This is a genomic window from Micromonospora sp. C41, from assembly GCF_018070485.1.
GTDB lineage: Bacteria > Actinomycetota > Actinomycetes > Mycobacteriales > Micromonosporaceae > Micromonospora > Micromonospora chalcea.
Map to the genome: position 1 here is coordinate 1 of NZ_JAGPXP010000027.1, position 16,044 is coordinate 16,044.

15 protein-coding genes are annotated in these 16,044 nt (G+C 73.4%); 10 read left to right on the forward strand and 5 right to left on the reverse strand.

All coding sequences use genetic code 11. The features are described from left to right. Positions 1 to 524: 524 nt before the first annotated feature. Positions 525 to 1,808: a tyrosine--tRNA ligase gene (gene tyrS / locus KBX43_RS24250; RefSeq protein ID WP_104114322.1), complete on the reverse strand. Its 1,284-nt coding sequence runs from the start codon at positions 1,806 to 1,808 to the stop codon at positions 525 to 527. 101 nt (positions 1,809 to 1,909) lie between these two features. On the opposite strand from tyrS, the gene KBX43_RS24255 reads away from it, so the two are divergent. The 4 genes from KBX43_RS24255 to KBX43_RS24270 all read left to right on the forward strand — a co-directional run bounded on the left by KBX43_RS24255 (position 1,910) and on the right by KBX43_RS24270 (position 4,278). After that, complete coding sequence (locus KBX43_RS24255) at positions 1,910 to 2,299, forward strand: PaaI family thioesterase (protein ID WP_374226019.1); 390 nt, start codon at positions 1,910 to 1,912, stop codon at positions 2,297 to 2,299. Between the two features lie 71 nt (positions 2,300 to 2,370). Next, the gene (locus KBX43_RS24260; RefSeq protein ID WP_043324904.1) at positions 2,371 to 3,597 is read left to right on the forward strand and encodes an NRAMP family divalent metal transporter; all 1,227 of its coding nucleotides are present in this window, start codon (positions 2,371 to 2,373) and stop codon (positions 3,595 to 3,597) included. Further along, positions 3,594 to 3,974 carry a hypothetical protein gene (locus tag KBX43_RS24265; RefSeq protein ID WP_043324905.1) on the forward strand — a complete coding sequence of 127 codons (381 nt, stop codon included), beginning with the start codon at positions 3,594 to 3,596 and terminating at the stop codon, positions 3,972 to 3,974. Before KBX43_RS24260 ends, KBX43_RS24265 begins: the two co-directional genes overlap by 4 nt. Continuing rightward, positions 3,961 to 4,278 (forward strand): PRC-barrel domain containing protein, encoded by a 318-nt coding sequence (locus KBX43_RS24270; protein ID WP_210887273.1) that lies wholly within the window; start codon positions 3,961 to 3,963, stop codon positions 4,276 to 4,278. The genes KBX43_RS24265 and KBX43_RS24270 overlap by 14 nt, the downstream gene beginning before the upstream one ends. 25 nt (positions 4,279 to 4,303) lie before the next feature. Here the strand turns inward: KBX43_RS24270 and KBX43_RS24275 are convergent, their stop codons facing one another. From KBX43_RS24275 to KBX43_RS24285, 3 genes are all read right to left on the reverse strand, one after another. Next, positions 4,304 to 5,659: a hemolysin family protein gene (locus KBX43_RS24275; protein WP_043324907.1), complete on the reverse strand. Its 1,356-nt coding sequence runs from the start codon at positions 5,657 to 5,659 to the stop codon at positions 4,304 to 4,306. A gap of 143 nt (positions 5,660 to 5,802) precedes the next feature. Then, positions 5,803 to 6,429 carry a hypothetical protein gene (locus tag KBX43_RS24280; RefSeq protein ID WP_043324908.1) on the reverse strand — a complete coding sequence of 209 codons (627 nt, stop codon included), beginning with the start codon at positions 6,427 to 6,429 and terminating at the stop codon, positions 5,803 to 5,805. 9 nt (positions 6,430 to 6,438) lie between these two features. Beyond that, complete coding sequence (locus KBX43_RS24285) at positions 6,439 to 6,942, reverse strand: GNAT family N-acetyltransferase (RefSeq protein WP_113973125.1); 504 nt, start codon at positions 6,940 to 6,942, stop codon at positions 6,439 to 6,441. Between the two features lie 133 nt (positions 6,943 to 7,075). Between KBX43_RS24285 and ppdK the strand changes: the two genes are divergently transcribed. The 5 genes from ppdK (at position 7,076) to pflA (ending at position 14,474) form a co-directional block, all read left to right on the forward strand. Further along, positions 7,076 to 9,736 carry a pyruvate, phosphate dikinase gene (gene ppdK / locus KBX43_RS24290; RefSeq protein WP_210887276.1) on the forward strand — a complete coding sequence of 887 codons (2,661 nt, stop codon included), beginning with the start codon at positions 7,076 to 7,078 and terminating at the stop codon, positions 9,734 to 9,736. 12 nt (positions 9,737 to 9,748) lie between these two features. Further along, the gene (locus tag KBX43_RS24295) at positions 9,749 to 10,204 is read left to right on the forward strand and encodes a hypothetical protein (protein ID WP_210887279.1); all 456 of its coding nucleotides are present in this window, start codon (positions 9,749 to 9,751) and stop codon (positions 10,202 to 10,204) included. A gap of 170 nt (positions 10,205 to 10,374) precedes the next feature. Beyond that, entirely contained in the window at positions 10,375 to 11,385 is a 1,011-nt protein-coding gene (gene adhP / locus KBX43_RS24300; protein ID WP_069087697.1) for an alcohol dehydrogenase AdhP, read from the forward strand. A 63-nt stretch (positions 11,386 to 11,448) separates the two neighbouring features. Then, positions 11,449 to 13,692, forward strand: a complete 2,244-nt coding sequence (gene pflB / locus KBX43_RS24305) for a formate C-acetyltransferase (protein WP_210887282.1) — start codon at positions 11,449 to 11,451, stop codon at positions 13,690 to 13,692. Beyond that, a complete protein-coding gene (gene pflA, locus KBX43_RS24310; RefSeq protein ID WP_051611069.1) occupies positions 13,689 to 14,474 on the forward strand; it encodes a pyruvate formate-lyase-activating protein in 786 nt (261 codons plus the stop codon). Before pflB ends, pflA begins: the two co-directional genes overlap by 4 nt. A 12-nt stretch (positions 14,475 to 14,486) precedes the next feature. Here the strand turns inward: pflA and KBX43_RS24315 are convergent, their stop codons facing one another. Further along, positions 14,487 to 14,957, reverse strand: a complete 471-nt coding sequence (locus KBX43_RS24315; RefSeq protein WP_210871722.1) for a cyclic nucleotide-binding domain-containing protein — start codon at positions 14,955 to 14,957, stop codon at positions 14,487 to 14,489. Positions 14,958 to 15,116: 159 nt separating this feature from the next. Here KBX43_RS24315 and KBX43_RS24320 point away from each other — a divergent pair, with 159 nt between their 5' ends. Then, positions 15,117 to 16,025: a universal stress protein gene (locus KBX43_RS24320; RefSeq protein ID WP_043324913.1), complete on the forward strand. Its 909-nt coding sequence runs from the start codon at positions 15,117 to 15,119 to the stop codon at positions 16,023 to 16,025. The last annotated feature ends 19 nt before the right edge of the window (positions 16,026 to 16,044 follow it).

Genomic DNA, 16,044 nt, shown 5'->3' on the forward strand with positions numbered 1-16,044 from the left:
GGGTATAAAACAATTGGCACTGGCTTTACAAGCACCCTGTTGAGTTCTCAAAGAACAACCACACACCAACCACCAGGCCCCGCATCAGCAGAACCCCCAGCCGGGGCATTTCGTTCAACCACCCGCCGCTCTCGCGCCGGGCACTTTTACTACGTTACCCGGTGGTTTCTGCCGTGTCAAACCGGTGTCAACCGGTTTGTCGTGCATCACCTTTTTACCGGGCACCCCGATTCAACCGACTTCCGTCGGTCGTTCCGAGGAATTCGGCAGGCCGGCCGCCCGCGGTTTCCCGCTGGCTCGTCCGTTTCCCTGCCGGCCGATAACCTTACCCGGTCGGTTCCGCCTCGCCAAATCCGCCTCCCGGCGAATCCGGGGCACCACCCGGTTCTCAGGTCCTGCGCTCCGGCCTTCCAGGTCTTTCGCCTGTTTCGTCCGTTCCGCGCTGGCAGAGAGAAAGTTACGCGCCCAGCGGAGTGATCGTCAAATCCGCTGGGCGCGTCCCGCGTCACATTGTCGACAACGGACTATCCGCGCAGCTCGACACCGGCGAACGAGCGCTTGCCCCGGCGCAGCACGAGGTACCGGCCGTGCAGCAGGTCGTCCGCCGACACGGTGGCGTCCACCTCGGAGATCCGGGTGTTGTTCACGTACGCGCCACCCTCGGCGATCACCCGGCGGGCCTCCTTCATGCTCGGCACCAGGCCGGACTCCTTGAGCAGGCCGGCGACGTCCGGCAGCTCGTCGAGACGCACCAGGCCGGCCTCGGTCAGCGCGGCGCGCAGCGTCTCCGGGGCCAGCTCGTCGAGCGAGCCCCGCCCGAACAGCGCCTGGCTCGCCGCGACCGCCTGGGCCGTCTCCCGCTCGCCGTGCACCAGCGTGGTCAGCTCCTCGGCGAGCGCCCGCTGGGCCAGGCGCGCCTGCGGGCGTTCCGCGGTCGCCTTCTCCAGCTCCTCCAGCTCCTCACGGGAGCGGAAGCTGAAGTACCGCAGGTAGCGGCTGACGTCCCGGTCGTCGGCGTTGACCCAGAACTGGTAGAACGCGTACGGGCTGGTCATCTGCGGGTCGAGCCAGATCGCGCCGGACTCGCTCTTGCCGAACTTGGTGCCGTCGGACTTCGTCACCAGCGGGGTGGTGAACGCCTGCACCGGCCCGGCGCCGCGCCGGCGAACGTAGTCCACCCCTGCGGTGATGTTGCCCCACTGGTCGGAGCCGCCGTACTGGAGCTGGCAGCCGTGCCGGCGGTGCAGCTCGAAGAAGTCGTTCGCCTGCAGCAGCTGGTAGCTGAACTCGGTGAAGCTGATGCCCGTCTCCAGGCGCGCCCTGACCACCTCGCGGGCGAGCATCTTGTTCACCGGGAAGTGCTTGCCGACGTCGCGGAGGAACTCCACCACCGACATCTCGCCGGTCCAGTCCAGGTTGTTGACCAGTTGCGCCGCGTTCTCCCCGGTGTACGTGACGAACGGCGAGAGCTGCTCGCGGATGCGCTCCACCCAGCCGGCGACCACGTCGGGCGAGTTGAGCGTCCGCTCGGCGCTCTCCTTCGGGTCACCGATCTGGCCGGTGGCGCCGCCGACCAGCAGCAGCGGACGGTGCCCGGCGAGCTGGAGCCGGCGCGCGGTGAGGACCTGCATGAGGTGGCCGACGTGCAGGCTCGGGGCGGTCGGGTCGAAGCCCACATAGAACGTGGCCTGCCCGCCCCCGAGCAGGTCGCGCAGCTCGTCGAGGCCGGTCGAGTCCTGGATCAGGCCCCGCCACAGCAGGTCGTCGGTCAGGGAGTCCCGCCCCTGCGGGAGGTTGCTGTCGGTCACGGTCACCGATTCTCCCCCATTACCGGACCCGGGCCGTACCGGGTTTGCCGAGGTGCGGCCGACTAGGCTGGCGGCGCCGTCGAACGCGAGGAGGAACCGCGGTGGACATGCCGAACCTGACCGGTGGCTTCGTGGCCCTGCTGGGCCTGACGTTCGACGAGGTCAGCGGGGACCGGGTGGTGATCCGGTGGAAGGTGCGCCCGGAGCTGCACCAGCCGTACGGGATCCAGCACGGTGGCGTCTACTGCTCGGTGGTCGAGACGGCGGCCAGCATCGGCGGCGCGCTCTGGCTGGGCGACAAGGGCAACGTGGTCGGGGTGTCGAACCAGACCGACTTCCTGCGCGCGGTGCGCGACGGCGAGCTGACCGCCGTCGGCACGCCCGTGCACCGGGGCCGCAGCCAGCAGCTCTGGCTCGTGGAGATCACCGACGCGGACGGCCGGCTGGTGGCCCGCGGCCAGGCGCGCCTGCAAAACCTGACCGCCTCCTGACGCATTCGCCCGAAACCGGGCACTGACGCCGATATCGTCGCCTCGGTGAGATCGTCCGCTCCCGAACCGACGTGAGGAAGCTGTTCGCCGCCACGCTCGGCGTACTGTCGGCCGTCGGCGGCTTCGTCGACATCGGTGACCTGGTGGCGGCCAGTCAGGCCGGCGCGCTGTTCGGCATGGCCCACACCTGGGTGCTGCTGGCCGGCGTGGTCGGCATCTGCGCGTACGCGGAAATGGCCGGCCGGATCGCGGCGGTGAGCGGGCGGGCGGTCTTCGACCTGGTCCGGGAGCGGCTCGGGCCGCGGGTGGCGCTGCTCAACCTGGTCGCGTCGTGGCTGGTCACTGTGGTCACGCTCGCCGCGGAGCTGGGCGGGGTGGCGCTGGCGCTGCAACTGGCCACCCGGGTGAGTCACCTGTTCTGGGTGCCGCTCGCCGCGCTGGCCGTCTGGCTGGTGCTGTGGCGGCTGCGCTTCGAGCTGATGGAGCGGATCTTCGGCCTCGCCGGGCTGGCGCTGCTGGTGTTCGCGGTCGCGCTGGTGGCGCTGCCGACCGACTGGCCGGAACTCGGGCAGGGCGCGTGGCAGATCAGCGCGGCCGGGCACGGCTGGCCGCTGTACTGGTTCGTGGCGGTGGCGCTGTTCGCCTCGACGGTGAGCCCCTACGAGGTGTTCTTCTTCTCCTCCGGCGGCGTCGAGGAGCGCTGGAGCGCGGCGGACCTGGCGCGGGCCCGGTCGAACGTGCTGATCGGCTTTCCGGTGGGCGGGTTCCTGGCGTTGTCGCTGGTGGCCGTGGCGACGGTGGCCTACCACCCGTCCGGGGTGTCGCTCAGTACGCTCGACGAGGTGGCGCGGCCGGTGGCCACGGCGCTCGGTGGCGCCGGCCTGGCCACCGCCGTGCTGGCGTTCTTCGCGGTGACGTTCGGCGCGGCGCTGGAGACGGGCCTGTCGGCGGCGTACGCGGCGGCGCAGTACTTCGGCTGGCAGTGGGGCAAGCGTGTCCGCCCCCGGGAGGCGGCCCGGTTCCACAGCGTCCTGCTGGTCGGTCTGCTGCTCGGCGTGGTGATGCTGATGACGACCGTGGACCCGGTGCGGCTGACCGAGTACATGCTGGTGCTGAGCGCTGTGGTGCTGCCGCTGACGTACCTGCCGATCCTGGTGGTCGCGAACGACAGGGGGTACCTCGGCGACCGGGTCAACGGGCGCTGGATGAACCTGCTCGGCGCGGTGTTCCTGCTGCTCATCGTCGCGGCGTCGGTGGCCGCGATCCCACTGGCGATCATGACGGGGATGGGTCCATGAGGGTTCAGCTGGCCAAGCGGCTGCTCGACCGGCAGATCGTCGACGTGGACGGGCGGCTGGTCGGGCGGGTCGACGACATCGCGTTCGCAGTCGACGACGAGGGCTTCCCGTACGTGGACAGCCTGCTCACCGGGCAGGGGGCGCTCGGGGAGCGGATCGGCGGGCGGGTCGGTCGGCTGCTCGTGGCGGTGGCGGACCGGTTCACCGACGACCCGCCGGTGCCGCCGTTGCGCGTACCGCTGTCGCAGGTCGCCCACGTGGACAGCGCGGTGCGGCTGCGCTGCCGGGCGGCGGACCTGCCGCCGTCGCCGGTGGAGGCGTGGCTGCGCCGGCACCTGATCGAGCACATTCCCGGGTCCGGCCGTGCGAGCGGGTGAGCTGCTCGGCCGTACCGCCTACGACCTGCACGGGCGGCGGCTGGGCCGGGTGGTGGACGTGGTGGTGCGCGGCGGGTGGCCGCCGGACCGGCTGCGGATCACCGACGTGATCGTCGCCGGGCACTGGTGGACCCGGGTGATCAGCCGCCTGATCGGCCCGGAGCTGCACCCGTCCGGGCCGTGGCTGCTGCGGATGGTGGCCCGGCTGGTCGGGCGCAGCACCCGTCAGGTGCCCGCCGACGCGGTGCAGCTGCTTCCGCCGGTGCCCGGCTTCCCGTTCGGCCCGCCGGCCGGACGCCGCTGAGGGCCGAGTTGCCGGACGCCGTCCGTCAGCGGCGCGCCTCGTCGAGTTCCGGGGCGTCGGCCGGCTCGCCGGCGTCGTCCGCGGCGTCGTCGTCCGGGGAGTCGTCGCCGCGGCCGCGCCGGCGGACCCGCACCTCGGTGATGGCCCGCTGGTCGACGTCGGCCACCGCCAGCTCCCAGCCGTCCACCGTCACCTGCTCCCCCGCCACCGTCGGGATGTGCCCGAGGCAGATCAGCACCAGCCCGGCGACGGTGGTGTAGTCGCCCGCCGGCCGGTTCGGCAGCTCCACGCCCAGGTCGGTCAGGTCGTGCACCGGGAACGTGCCGGGCAGCACCAGCGTGCCGTCCGGCTCGGTGCGCACGGAACGCAGGTCGCGGTCGGTCTCGTCGTAGATCTCGCCGACGATCTCCTCGAGGATGTCCTCCAGCGTGACGATCCCGTCGACCGCGCCGCGCTCGTCGACCACGAGCGCGATGTGCTGGCGTTCGGCCTTGAACTGACGCAGCGCGTCGACCACCGGCAGCGAGTCGGGCAGCAGCATGGGCGGGCGGGCGATCTCGTCGACCGGCCGGTCGTCGGAGACGCCGACCAGGTCACGCAGGTGGATGACGCCGACCGCGTCGTCCAGGCCGCCGTGGCGGACCACCGGCGCCCGGGAGTGGCCGGTCGCCGCCAGGACCAGCCGCGCGGCCTCGGCGGTGGTGCCGCTGTCGAGCGTGAAGACCTGCAACCGGGGTACGAGCACAGCCCGCAACTGCCGGTCCGCGATCTCCACCGCACCGGCGATGATCGTGCGCTGTTCCTTGGTGAAGCCGTGGTTGCCGGCCACGATGTCGCGCAGCTCGTCCGGGCCGATCTCGTCCGGCTCGGCCTTCGGGTCCAGGCCGAACAGGCGTACCACCAGGTCGGTGGTGGCGCCCAGCAGCCAGACGGCGGGCCGGGTGATGCTGGAGAGCAGGTCCAGCGGGCGGGCCACCAGCAGCGCCCACCGCTCGGCCGACTGCATCGCGATCCGCTTCGGGGCCAGCTCGCCGAAGACCAGCGTGACGAACGTGAGCACCAGCGTCACCGCGACGATGGCGACGGTCTCGGCGGCGTTGCCGAACACGCTGAGCAGCGGCACCAGCGGCCGGGCCAGCGAGACCGCGGCGGCGGCGGACGCGAGGAACCCGGCGAGCGTGATGCCGATCTGGATCGTGGCCAGGAACCGGTTCGGATCCTTCGCCAGGCGGGCCAGTGTCCGTCCGCCCCGGCCGCTGCGCTCCAGCCGCTGCACCTGGCTGTCCCGCAGGGACACCAGGGCCATCTCGCTGCCGGCGAACGCCGCGTTGAGGATCACCAGCACACCGACCAGGGCCAGCTGGCTCCAGTAGCTCTGCACGACCGGTTATCTCCCTCGACCCGATCCGGGCCGGCCGACGGCCGACCCACCGGCCGGCAGATCCGGTCGGCGTGGCCCCTCTGTGCCCCGCGGGCCCGCCGCTGAATCATGACCGGCGCCGGTGTCACCCGCCGGGGCCGGGTTCAGGCCGGTACGGGCAGGTCGAGCACGTACGCGCCGCCCTCGGGCCGGAATCCGAGCCGGTGGTAGTAGGGGGCGACCATGCCGGGCGGGCTGACCACGCGGCGGAAGCCCCGGTCGGTGAACAGCCGGCTGCGCCGGTAGACGAACTCGCCCGGGGTGAAGTCCCGGAACGGCGGGGTCACGTAGTCCAGGTCGATCTGGGCCACGCCGCCCGGTTCGGCGTGCGAGAGCATCACGCCGACCACCTCGTCGGCGCGTACCACCAGGAACGCCGAGCGGTCGTCGGCGTCGGCGTCCCAGCGGAAGCCCGGGTTGAAGCGGGCGATGTCGGCGGCGTGCACCCGCAGCGTGTGCGCCAGGAAGGCGTCGCCGGTGCCCACCTCGACCACCTGGTAGGTCTGCTCGTCGTGCCGGGTGGCCAGCAGCTTGCGCAGGTACCAGACGTTGATCACGGCGAGCACCACGTTCAGCCCCACCATCGGCCACACCTGCACTGCGGTGTTGTAGCCGATCAGGATGAGGCATCCGACCAGGTTGAGCGCGCGCAGCCGCAGGATCCGGGTCTGCAGCAGGGACCAGACCAGCAGCGCGGAGCCGGCCCAGCCGACGAGTTCCAGCCAGTTCACCCGGGGAGACTAGCGGTCTGCCTGGTCAGGCCCCTCGGCGGGCAGCTCCAGCACGTACTCCTCGACCTCGGCGCCGCGCGCCGGGGCGTACCCGGAGTCCTCGCCGACCACGACGAAGCCGCACTTGCGCAGCACCGCGAGCGAGGCGGCGTTGTCCTTCGCGGCGCGGGCGTGCAGCGGCCGGTGCGGCACCTCGCGCAGCAGCGCGCGCAGCGCCGCGGTGGCGTGGCCGCGCCCCCAGTACGCCGCGTCGATCCAGTAGCTGACCTCGGTCTGCTCGCCGACCGGGAACGCCGCCACCCGACCGACCAGCCGGCCGTCGACGGTGACCGCGCGGTTCACGATGCGCGCGTCGGCGCGGATGCGCGCCCAGTGCGCCTCGAACGCGGCCCGGTCGGACGGGTCCTTCGGGCCGAACGCGGCCATCCAGTTCGCCTGCGGGTCCTGCTCGTGGGCGAAGAAGGCGGGCAGGTCGTCGTCGCGCACCGGGCGGAGCAGCACCTCGTTCGTCACGGCCGGAACGATACGGGCCCCCTCCGACACGGTCGGGACCTCCGGCCCGGTGTGTGTCCCGTCCGGCCCTGCCGCACGGCCGGCCGGCCCGGTTACCAAGGAGGTGCAACGACGCAGTCGAGGAGGCCGGACCATGTCGAAGTACGTCTACGACTTCATCGAGGGTGACCGCAGCCAGGCCGACCTGCTCGGCGGCAAGGGCGCCAACCTCGCCGAGATGACCCGGCTCGGGTTGCCGGTGCCGCCCGGGTTCACCGTCACCACCGACGCGTGCCGGGCGTACCTGGCCACCGGGGCGCCGCCGGCCGGGCTGTACGAGGAGATAAACGCGCACCTGCGGGAGGTGGAGGCGCGGCTGGACCGGTGGCTGGGTGACCCGCGTGACCCGCTGCTGCTGGCGGTGCGCTCCGGCGGGCGGTACTCGATGCCGGGGATGATGGAGACGATCCTCGACATCGGGCTCAACGACACCACCGTGGCGGGGCTGGCCGCCCGCACCGGCGACGAGCGGTTCGCGTGGGACTCGTACCGGCGGCTGATCCAGATGTTCGGCCGCACCGTGCACGGCATTCCGGGCGACGAGTTCGAGCACGAGCTGGCCGCGCTGCGGGCCACCGCCGGTCCGGGCGGGCCGGGCGCCGGGCAGCTGCGCGACCTGGTCGACACGTACAAGAAGATCTTCGCCCGGCACGTCGGGCACGACTTCCCGCAGGCCCCGCACGAGCAGCTGTTCCTGGCCGTGCGCGCGGTGTTCGAGTCCTGGCACTCGGAGCGGGCCCGGATCTACCGGCGGCAGGAGCGCATCCCGGACGACTTGGGCACCGCCGTCAACGTGATGGCGATGGTGTTCGGCAACCTCGGCCCGGACTCCGGCACCGGGGTGGCGTTCACGCGCGACCCGGCCACCGGCGCACCCGGCGTGTACGGCGACTACCTGAGCGACGCGCAGGGCGAGGACGTGGTGGCGGGCATCCGCAACACGGTGCCGCTGACCGAGCTGGCGAACCTCGACCCGGTGAGCTTCCACCGGCTGCGGGAGATCATGGCGACGCTGGAGCGGCACTACCGCGACCTGTGCGACGTCGAGTTCACCATCGAACGCGGGAAGCTGTGGATGCTCCAGACCCGGGTCGGCAAGCGCACCGCGGCGGCGGCGTTCGTGATCGCCGCGCAGCTGGCCGAGGAAGGGCTGATCACGGCCGACGAGGCGCTCACCCGGGTCACCGGCGCGCAGCTCGCCCAGCTGATGTTCCCGGCCTTCGACGTCGCCGGCGCGCCCGAGCCGCTCGCCGTCGGCGTCGGCGCCTCCCCCGGCGCCGCGGTCGGGCGGGTGGTCTTCGACTCGGCCGCCGCGGCGGCGTCCACCGGGCCGGTGATCCTGGTCCGGCCGGAGACCAACCCGGACGACCTGCCCGGCATGATCGCCGCGGTCGGGGTGCTCACCTCGCGCGGTGGGAAGACGTCGCACGCCGCCGTGGTGGCCCGCGGCATGGGCCGGACCTGCGTCTGCGGGGCCGAGGCGCTGACCATCGACGTGGAGCGCGGCGAGTTCACGGTGGGCGAGCAGGTGGTGCGCGCCGGCGAGGTGATCTCGATCGACGGCACCAGCGGGCGGATCTGGCGCGGCGAGGTGCCGGTGCAGCCGTCCCCGGTGGCCCGGTACCTGACCGGTGAGCTGCGCCCGGAGGCCGACCCGCTGGTCGCCGCCGTGCACCGGCTGCTCGGGCACGCCGACGCGGTACGCACGCTCGGCGTCCACGCCAACGCCGACACCCCGGACGACGCGCGCCGGGCCCGTGAGCTGGGCGCCGAAGGGATCGGTCTGTGCCGCACCGAGCACATGTTCCTCGGCGAGCGCCGGGAACTGGTCGAGCGGCTGATCCTGGCCGACGGCCCGGCCGAGGTCGGCGCGGCGCTGGACGCGCTGCTGCCGTTGCAGCGGGCCGACTTCGTCGGGCTGCTCACCGCGATGGACGGGCTTCCGGTCACGGTGCGGCTGCTCGACCCGCCGCTGCACGAGTTCCTGCCTCCGCTCGCCGAGCTGACCGCCCGGGTGGCGGGCGCGCAGGCGCGCGGCGAGGAACCGGGCCACGACGGCGTGCTGCTGACGGCGGTACGGCGGATGCACGAGACGAACCCGATGCTGGGGCTACGCGGCGTGCGGCTCGGGCTGGTGGTGCCGGGCCTGTTCGCGATGCAGGTGCGGGCGCTGGCCGAGGCGGCCGCGCAGCGGGTCCGGGCCGGCGGTGACCCGCGCCCGGAGATCATGGTGCCGCTGGTCGGGGACGTGCGGGAACTCGCCGCGGTGGCGGACGAGGCACGGCGGGTCCTGGCCGGGGTGCCGGGCGCGCCGGAGATCCCGATCGGCACCATGATCGAGACGCCCCGGGCGGCGCTGACCGCCGGGGACATCGCCGCCGAGGCGCGTTTCTTCTCCTTCGGCACCAACGACCTGACGCAGATGACCTGGGCGTTCTCCCGGGACGACGTGGAGGGGGCGTTCTTCTCCACGTACCTGGAACGGGGGATCTTCCCGGTGTCGCCGTTCGAGAGCATCGACGCCACCGGCGTGGGGCGGCTGGTCCGCCTCGCCGTCGCCGAGGGGCGGGCGGCCCGGCCGGACCTGACCGTCGGGGTGTGCGGCGAGCACGGCGGCGACCCGGACTCGATCGGGTTCTTCGCCGCGGCCGGGCTCGACTACGTCTCCTGCTCGCCGTACCGGGTGCCGGTGGCGCGGCTGGCCGCCGGCCGGGCCGCCGTCGAGGCCCGTACCGAGAAGTCCGACTCCCGCTAGGAGGGCAGCGTCATGACCGCCATCTTCAACCCGACCGGTCCGGCGGTCGCGCCGGTCCCCCGCCCGGCGCCACCGCAGGCCGCGCCTCCGCCCGCGACGCCCACCCCCACCCCGGCCGGGCCGGTCGGCCCGGTGCTGGAGCTGCCCGGGGACGCCGCGCTGGTGCCGGTGAACCGCGACGGCCGTCCGGTCGGCGTGTTCGTCGCGGCCGGTGGCCGGGTCCGCTACCGGCGCGTGGTCGAACCGGACCAGCTCGTCGCCGCGGCCACCGGCGCGTTCGCGGTGGCCGCGCTCACCGCCGCCGTGGCGGTGTGGTCGCGGCGCCGTCCGCCGTCGGTCGGCACCGTCACCATGGGGCCGGGCGGCTGGGTCAGCCTGCGCGGCCTGCCGGCGCCCCGGCTGCGCCCGGACGACCGGCCATGGTGGGCGCGCCTGCTGCGGGCCCGCCGCCTCGTCGTCGACAGCTGACCACCCAAGGGTACGGCCGCCGGTACGTCACCGGCGGCCGTACCGCCGTTCTCCCGTCGGCCCTCGGCGGAGGGGCCGTTGGTCCCGGGTCACCGCGGTCCTGCGCCCCTGCCCGGCGGCGCCCGGACCGACGACGCTGAGGGTGAGAACGAGACCGAGGGAGGCCCCCGATGCGCGCCAGTGTCGTCACCGCGTTCGACCGTCCGATGGAGATCACCGAGCGTCCCGTGCCGGAGGTCGGCCCGGGCGAGATCCTGGTCCGCGTCGAAGCCAGCGGACTCTGCCACACCGACATCCACGCCGCCCGCGGCGAGTGGCCGGTGAAGCCCACCCCGCCGTTCGTACCCGGTCACGAGGGCGTCGGCCTGGTCGAGCAGGTCGGCCCCGGCGTCACCGAGCACGCCGTCGGCGACCGGGTCGCGCTGCCCTGGCTCGGCTGGGCCTGCGGCACCTGCGCGTACTGCGTGACCGGCTGGGAGACGCTGTGCGAGTCGCAGCGCAACACCGGTTACAGCATCGACGGCGCGCACGCCGAGTACGCGGTGGCCTCGGCCCGCTACGCGGTCCGCGTGCCCGATGGCGTGGACCCGTTCGAGGCCGCGCCGCTGACCTGCGCGGGCGTCACCACGTACAAGGCCGTCAAGGTCGCCGGGGTACGGCCGGGCGAGCGGGTCGCGATCTTCGGCATCGGCGGTCTGGGTCACCTCGCCCAGCAGTACGCGCAGATCTTCGGCGCCGAGACGGTCGCGGTGGACGTGACCGCCGAGAAGCTGGAGCTGGCCACGTCGCTGGGCGCCGCGCACACTGTCGACGCCGCCACCACCGACCCGGTCGAGCGGATCACCGCGCTGGGCGGCGTGGACGTGGCGATCGTGCTGGCCGCCAGTCCCCGGGTGATCGAGCAGGCGCACCGCTCGCTGCGCCGCGGCGGCCGGCTGGTGCTGGTGTCGCTGCCCGCCGACAACGCGATCACCCTGCCCGTCTTCGAGACGGTACTCAAGGGCATCAGGGTGCTCGGCTCGATCGTCGGCACCCGCGCCGACCTGGCCGAGGTCTTCGCGCTGCACGCCGCCGGCCGCACCCGGGTCGTCTACGAGACCCGCAAGCTGGACGACATCAACGACGCGGTGGACGACGTCCTCGCCGGCCGGGTCGCCGCCCGGCTCGTGCTCCAGCCCTGACCCCCGCCCCCGGTCCCCGCACCCGCGGGGACCGGGCCGCCGACGCCCCGGAGAGGGACCGACATGACCGCCACCGAACCCCTGGCCCCCTGGCGCGGATTCCACGCCGGCGCGTGGCAGGAGACAGTCGACGTGGCCGACTTCGTCCGCCACAACCACGAGCCGTACACCGGGGACGCCTCGTTCCTGACCGGGCCGACGCCGCGCACGCTCGCCGTGTGGGACCGGCTGCGGGAAATGTTCCCGGAGGAGCGGCGCCGCGGCGTGTACGACGTCGACGCGGCCACCCCGTCGACGATCACCTCGCACGCGCCCGGCTACATCGACCGGGAGCGGGAGCTGATCGTCGGGTTGCAGACCGACGCGCCGCTGCGGCGGGCGATCATGCCGGCCGGCGGGCTGCGGATGGTGGAGACGGCGCTGCGCGCGTACGGGCGTGAGCCGGACCCGCGCGTGCACGAGATCTTCACCCGGTACCGCCGCACGCACAACGACGCGGTGTTCGACGCGTACCCGGAGACCGTGCTCGCGGCCCGGCGCTCGCACGTCATCACCGGCCTGCCCGACGCGTACGGACGCGGGCGGATCATCGGTGACTACCGCCGGGTGGCGCTGTACGGCGTGGACCGGCTGATCGAGGAACGCCGCGCGCTCAAGGCGGCGCTGGACGACCGGCGCAGCACCGACGACGTGATCCGTGACCGGGAGGAACTGGCCGAGCAGCTCCGCGCGCTCGGCGAGCTGAAGGAGATGGCCGCCTCGTACGGCTTCGACATCTCCCGCCCGGCCGTCACCGGCGCGCAGGCGATCCAGTGGCTCTACTTCGCCTACCTGGCCGCCACGAAGGAGCAGAACGGCGCCGCCATGTCGCTCGGCCGCACCGCCGGGTTCCTCGACGCCTACCTGCGGCGGGACATCGCCGAGGGGCGGCTGGACGAGAGCGGCGCGCAGGAGCTGATCGACGACTTCGTGATCAAGCTGCGGATCATCCGCTTCCTGCGCACCCCCGAGTACGACCAGCTCTTCTCCGGCGACCCGACCTGGGTCACCGAGTCGCTCGGCGGGATGGGCGCGGACGGCCGGCCGCTGGTCACCCGCACCACGTTCCGCTACCTGCAGACGCTGTACAACCTCGGCCCGGCGCCGGAGCCGAACCTGACGGTGCTCTGGTCGCCGCGGCTGCCCGAGGGGTTCAAGCGGTTCTGCGCCCAGGTGTCGCTGGACACCAGCGCCATCCAGTACGAGAACGACGAGCTGATCCGCCCGGCGTACGACGACGACACCGCGATCGCCTGCTGCGTGTCGGCCATGCGGGTCGGCCGGGACATGCAGTTCTTCGGCGCCCGGGCGAACCTGGCGAAGGCGCTGCTGTACGCGATCAACGGCGGCCGCGACGAGCTGTCCGGGGCGCAGGTCGCCCCGCCGGCCGCGCCGGTCGGCGGCGAGACGCTCGACTACGACGAGGTGCTGGCCGCGTACGACCGCACGCTGGACTGGCTGGCGCAGACGTACGTGGACGCGCTGAACGTGATCCACCACCAGCACGACAGGTACGCCTACGAGCGGCTGGAGATGGCGCTGCACGACCACCCGGTGCGCCGGTTCATGGCCACCGGAATCGCCGGCCTGTCGGTCGCCGTGGACAGCCTGTCGGCCATCCGGTACGGCCGGGTCAAGGTGCTGCGTGACGAGTCCGGGCTGGCGGTCGACTACGCGGTCGAGGGCGAGTTCCCGACGTACGGCAACGACGACGACCGGGCCGACGAGATCGCGGTGTGGCTGGTCGAGACGTTCGCGGAGAAGCTGCGCCGGCAGCGCACGTACCGCGACGCGGAGCTGACCATGTCGGTGCTCACCATCACCTCGAACGTGGTGTACGGCAAGCACACCGGCAACACGCCGGACGGGCGGCGCGCCGGTGAGCCGTTCGCGCCGGGGGCGAACCCGATGAACGGGCGGGACACGCACGGCTTGGTCGCGTCCGCGCTGTCGGTGGCGAAGCTGCCGTACGACGCGGCCCGCGACGGCATCTCGCTGACCGGCACCGTCACGCCGGACGGCCTGGGCCACACCCGCGACGAGCGGATCGCGAACCTGGCCGGGGTGCTCGACGGCTACGCCGACGCCGGCGGGTTCCACCTCAACGTCAACGTGCTGGACCGGGCCACGCTGCTGGACGCGATGGCGCACCCGGAGCGGTACCCGCAGCTCACCGTCCGGGTCTCCGGGTACGCGGTGAACTTCGTGCGGCTCACGCCGGAGCAGCAGCGCGACGTGGTGTCGCGGACCTTCCACGGGTCGCTGTGAACGGCCGCCCGCCCGCGCCGCCGCAGGTGACTGCGGCGGCGCCGGGGTGCGTCACCGGCGCTGTGCACTCCTGGGACACCTCGGTCGGGGTGGACGGGCCGGGCACCCGGTTCGTGGTCTTCCTGGCCGGTTGCCCGCTGCGCTGCCGCTACTGCCACAGCCCGGACACCTGGTACGGCCGCAGCGGCCGCCGCCGCAGCGTGGACGAGATGGTCGCGCTCGCCGGCCGGTACCGCCGGTTCATCCAGGTGGCCGGGGGCGGCGTCACGGTGAGCGGCGGGGAGCCGCTGCTGCAACCGGCGTTCACCCGGGAGCTGCTGCGGCGCTGTCACGTCGACCTGGGCCTGCACACCGCGCTGGACACCTCCGGCTTCCTCGGCGTCCGCGCCGACGACACGCTTCTGGACGCCACCGACCTGGTGCTGCTCGACGTGAAGGCGGGCAACCCGCAGACGTACCGCCGGGTCACCGGCACCGGCCGGCTCGCGCCGACGTTGCGGTTCGCGCAACGGCTGGCCGACCGGGGTACGCCGATGTGGATCCGGTACGTGCTGGTGCCCGGCCTGACCGACGCGGTCGACGAGGTGGAGCGGGTGGCCGACATCGCGGCCGGGCTGGCCACGCTGCAGCGCGTGGAGGTGCTGCCGTTCCACCGGCTCGGTGCGCACAAGTACGCCGAGCTGGGGCTGACGTTCCCGCTGGCGGACACCGAGCCGCCTGATGCCGACCTGCTGACCCGGGTACGCGGTCAGTTCGCCGCCCGCGGTCTCACCGTCACCTGACCGCGCGCCGGTTCAGCTGGCTGCGGCCGTCGGGTAGCCGTAGAGGTCGAGCAGCCGGACCCGGGACGCCTGGAGGCGGTCCACCACCACGCTCATGAACCGGCTGGTGAGCTGGCGGCCGAGCGTGTCGTCGGACTCCATCAGCCGGCGTACCCCGTCGGCGTCGAGTTCCACGGCGGTGCTGCGCTGGGTGGCGACCGCGCCGAACTGCCAGCGGTACGGCGGGAACAGCCAGGACCAGCCGAGCACGCCGCCCGGGCCGATCGTCTCGATGCCCACGTCACCGCGGCCCGGCACCGGGAAGTCGAGTGCCACCTGGCCGCCGCGGACGAGCCAGAACCGGTCGGCTTCCGCGCCGGCGCGGAACAGCCGGTGCCCGGGGTGCCAGACCACCGGGCGGGCGTACCCGGTGAGCCGGGGCAGCCACTCGTCGGGCAGCCCGGCCAGGAAGGGGTGGACGCGGAGCATCTCCAGCGGGGTCATCGCGCCTCCAGGATCGACAGGAGGGAGCACTGGTTCCCATTCCACCTCGCGAACGGCCCCGGCCGGTAGGGGCCGATGGTCCCGGCCTTGCCGGGCGGATCGACTCTGCCCAGGTGGGAGCCGTCGGCGCAGGCTGAGGGGGAACCGAAGGAGGACGTCATGACCGACAGGACCGGTGCCCCCGTCGTGGTGGGCGTGGACGGCTCCCCGTCCGCGCTGGACGCGGTACGGCTGGCCGCACGAGAGGCGGTGCTGCGGCACCGGCCGCTGCGGGTGGTGAACGCCTTCCTGTGGCCGCTGGTCGGCACGCCGCTGGGCATGGTCGCCCCGGTGCTGCCCGACATCGAGCTGCGCCAGGAGGCCGAGAAGCTGGTCGAGGAGGCGGTGGACGAGGCCCGCAAGGTCGACGCGGAGCTGGCGGTGACCGGCGCGGTGGTCGACGGCGGGCCGGTCGCGGTGCTGCTGCGGGAGAGCCGCGACGCCGCGCTGCTCGTGCTGGGCCACCGTGGCCTGGGCGGCTTCGCCGAACTCCTGGTCGGCTCGGCGGCGGTGCAGCTCTCCGCCCGCGCGGACTGCCCGGTGCTCGTCGCCCGGGGCGAGGCCCGCGCCGACGGCCCGGTGGTGGTCGGCGTGGACGGCTCCGCGCTGTCCGACGAGGCGGTCGGGTTCGCGTTCGCCGAGGCCGCGGCGCGCGACGCCGAGCTGGTGGTGGTGCACACCTGGCTGTACCCGCAGCCGGTGAGCTACCGCGAGGCGTTCGGCGACGTCCTGCCGCTGGCGTACGAGCCGGAGCAGTTGCGCGCCGACGAGCAGCGGGTGCTGGCCGAGGCGGTCGCCGGCTGGACCGAGCGCTACCCGGAGGTCACGGTGCGGCCGAAGCTGGTCGCCGCCGCCACGCCGGCCCGGGTGCTGGTCGAGGAGTCCGTCGGGGCGCAGCTGACGGTGGTCGGCGCGCACGGGCGGGGTAGCCTCGGCTCGCTGCTGCTCGGCTCGGTCAGCCACGCCGTGCTGCACCACTGCCACAGCCCGCTGGCCGTCGTCCGGCACCGCGGGGGCCGGGAACGCTGACCCCGGTTCGGCGGTCCCG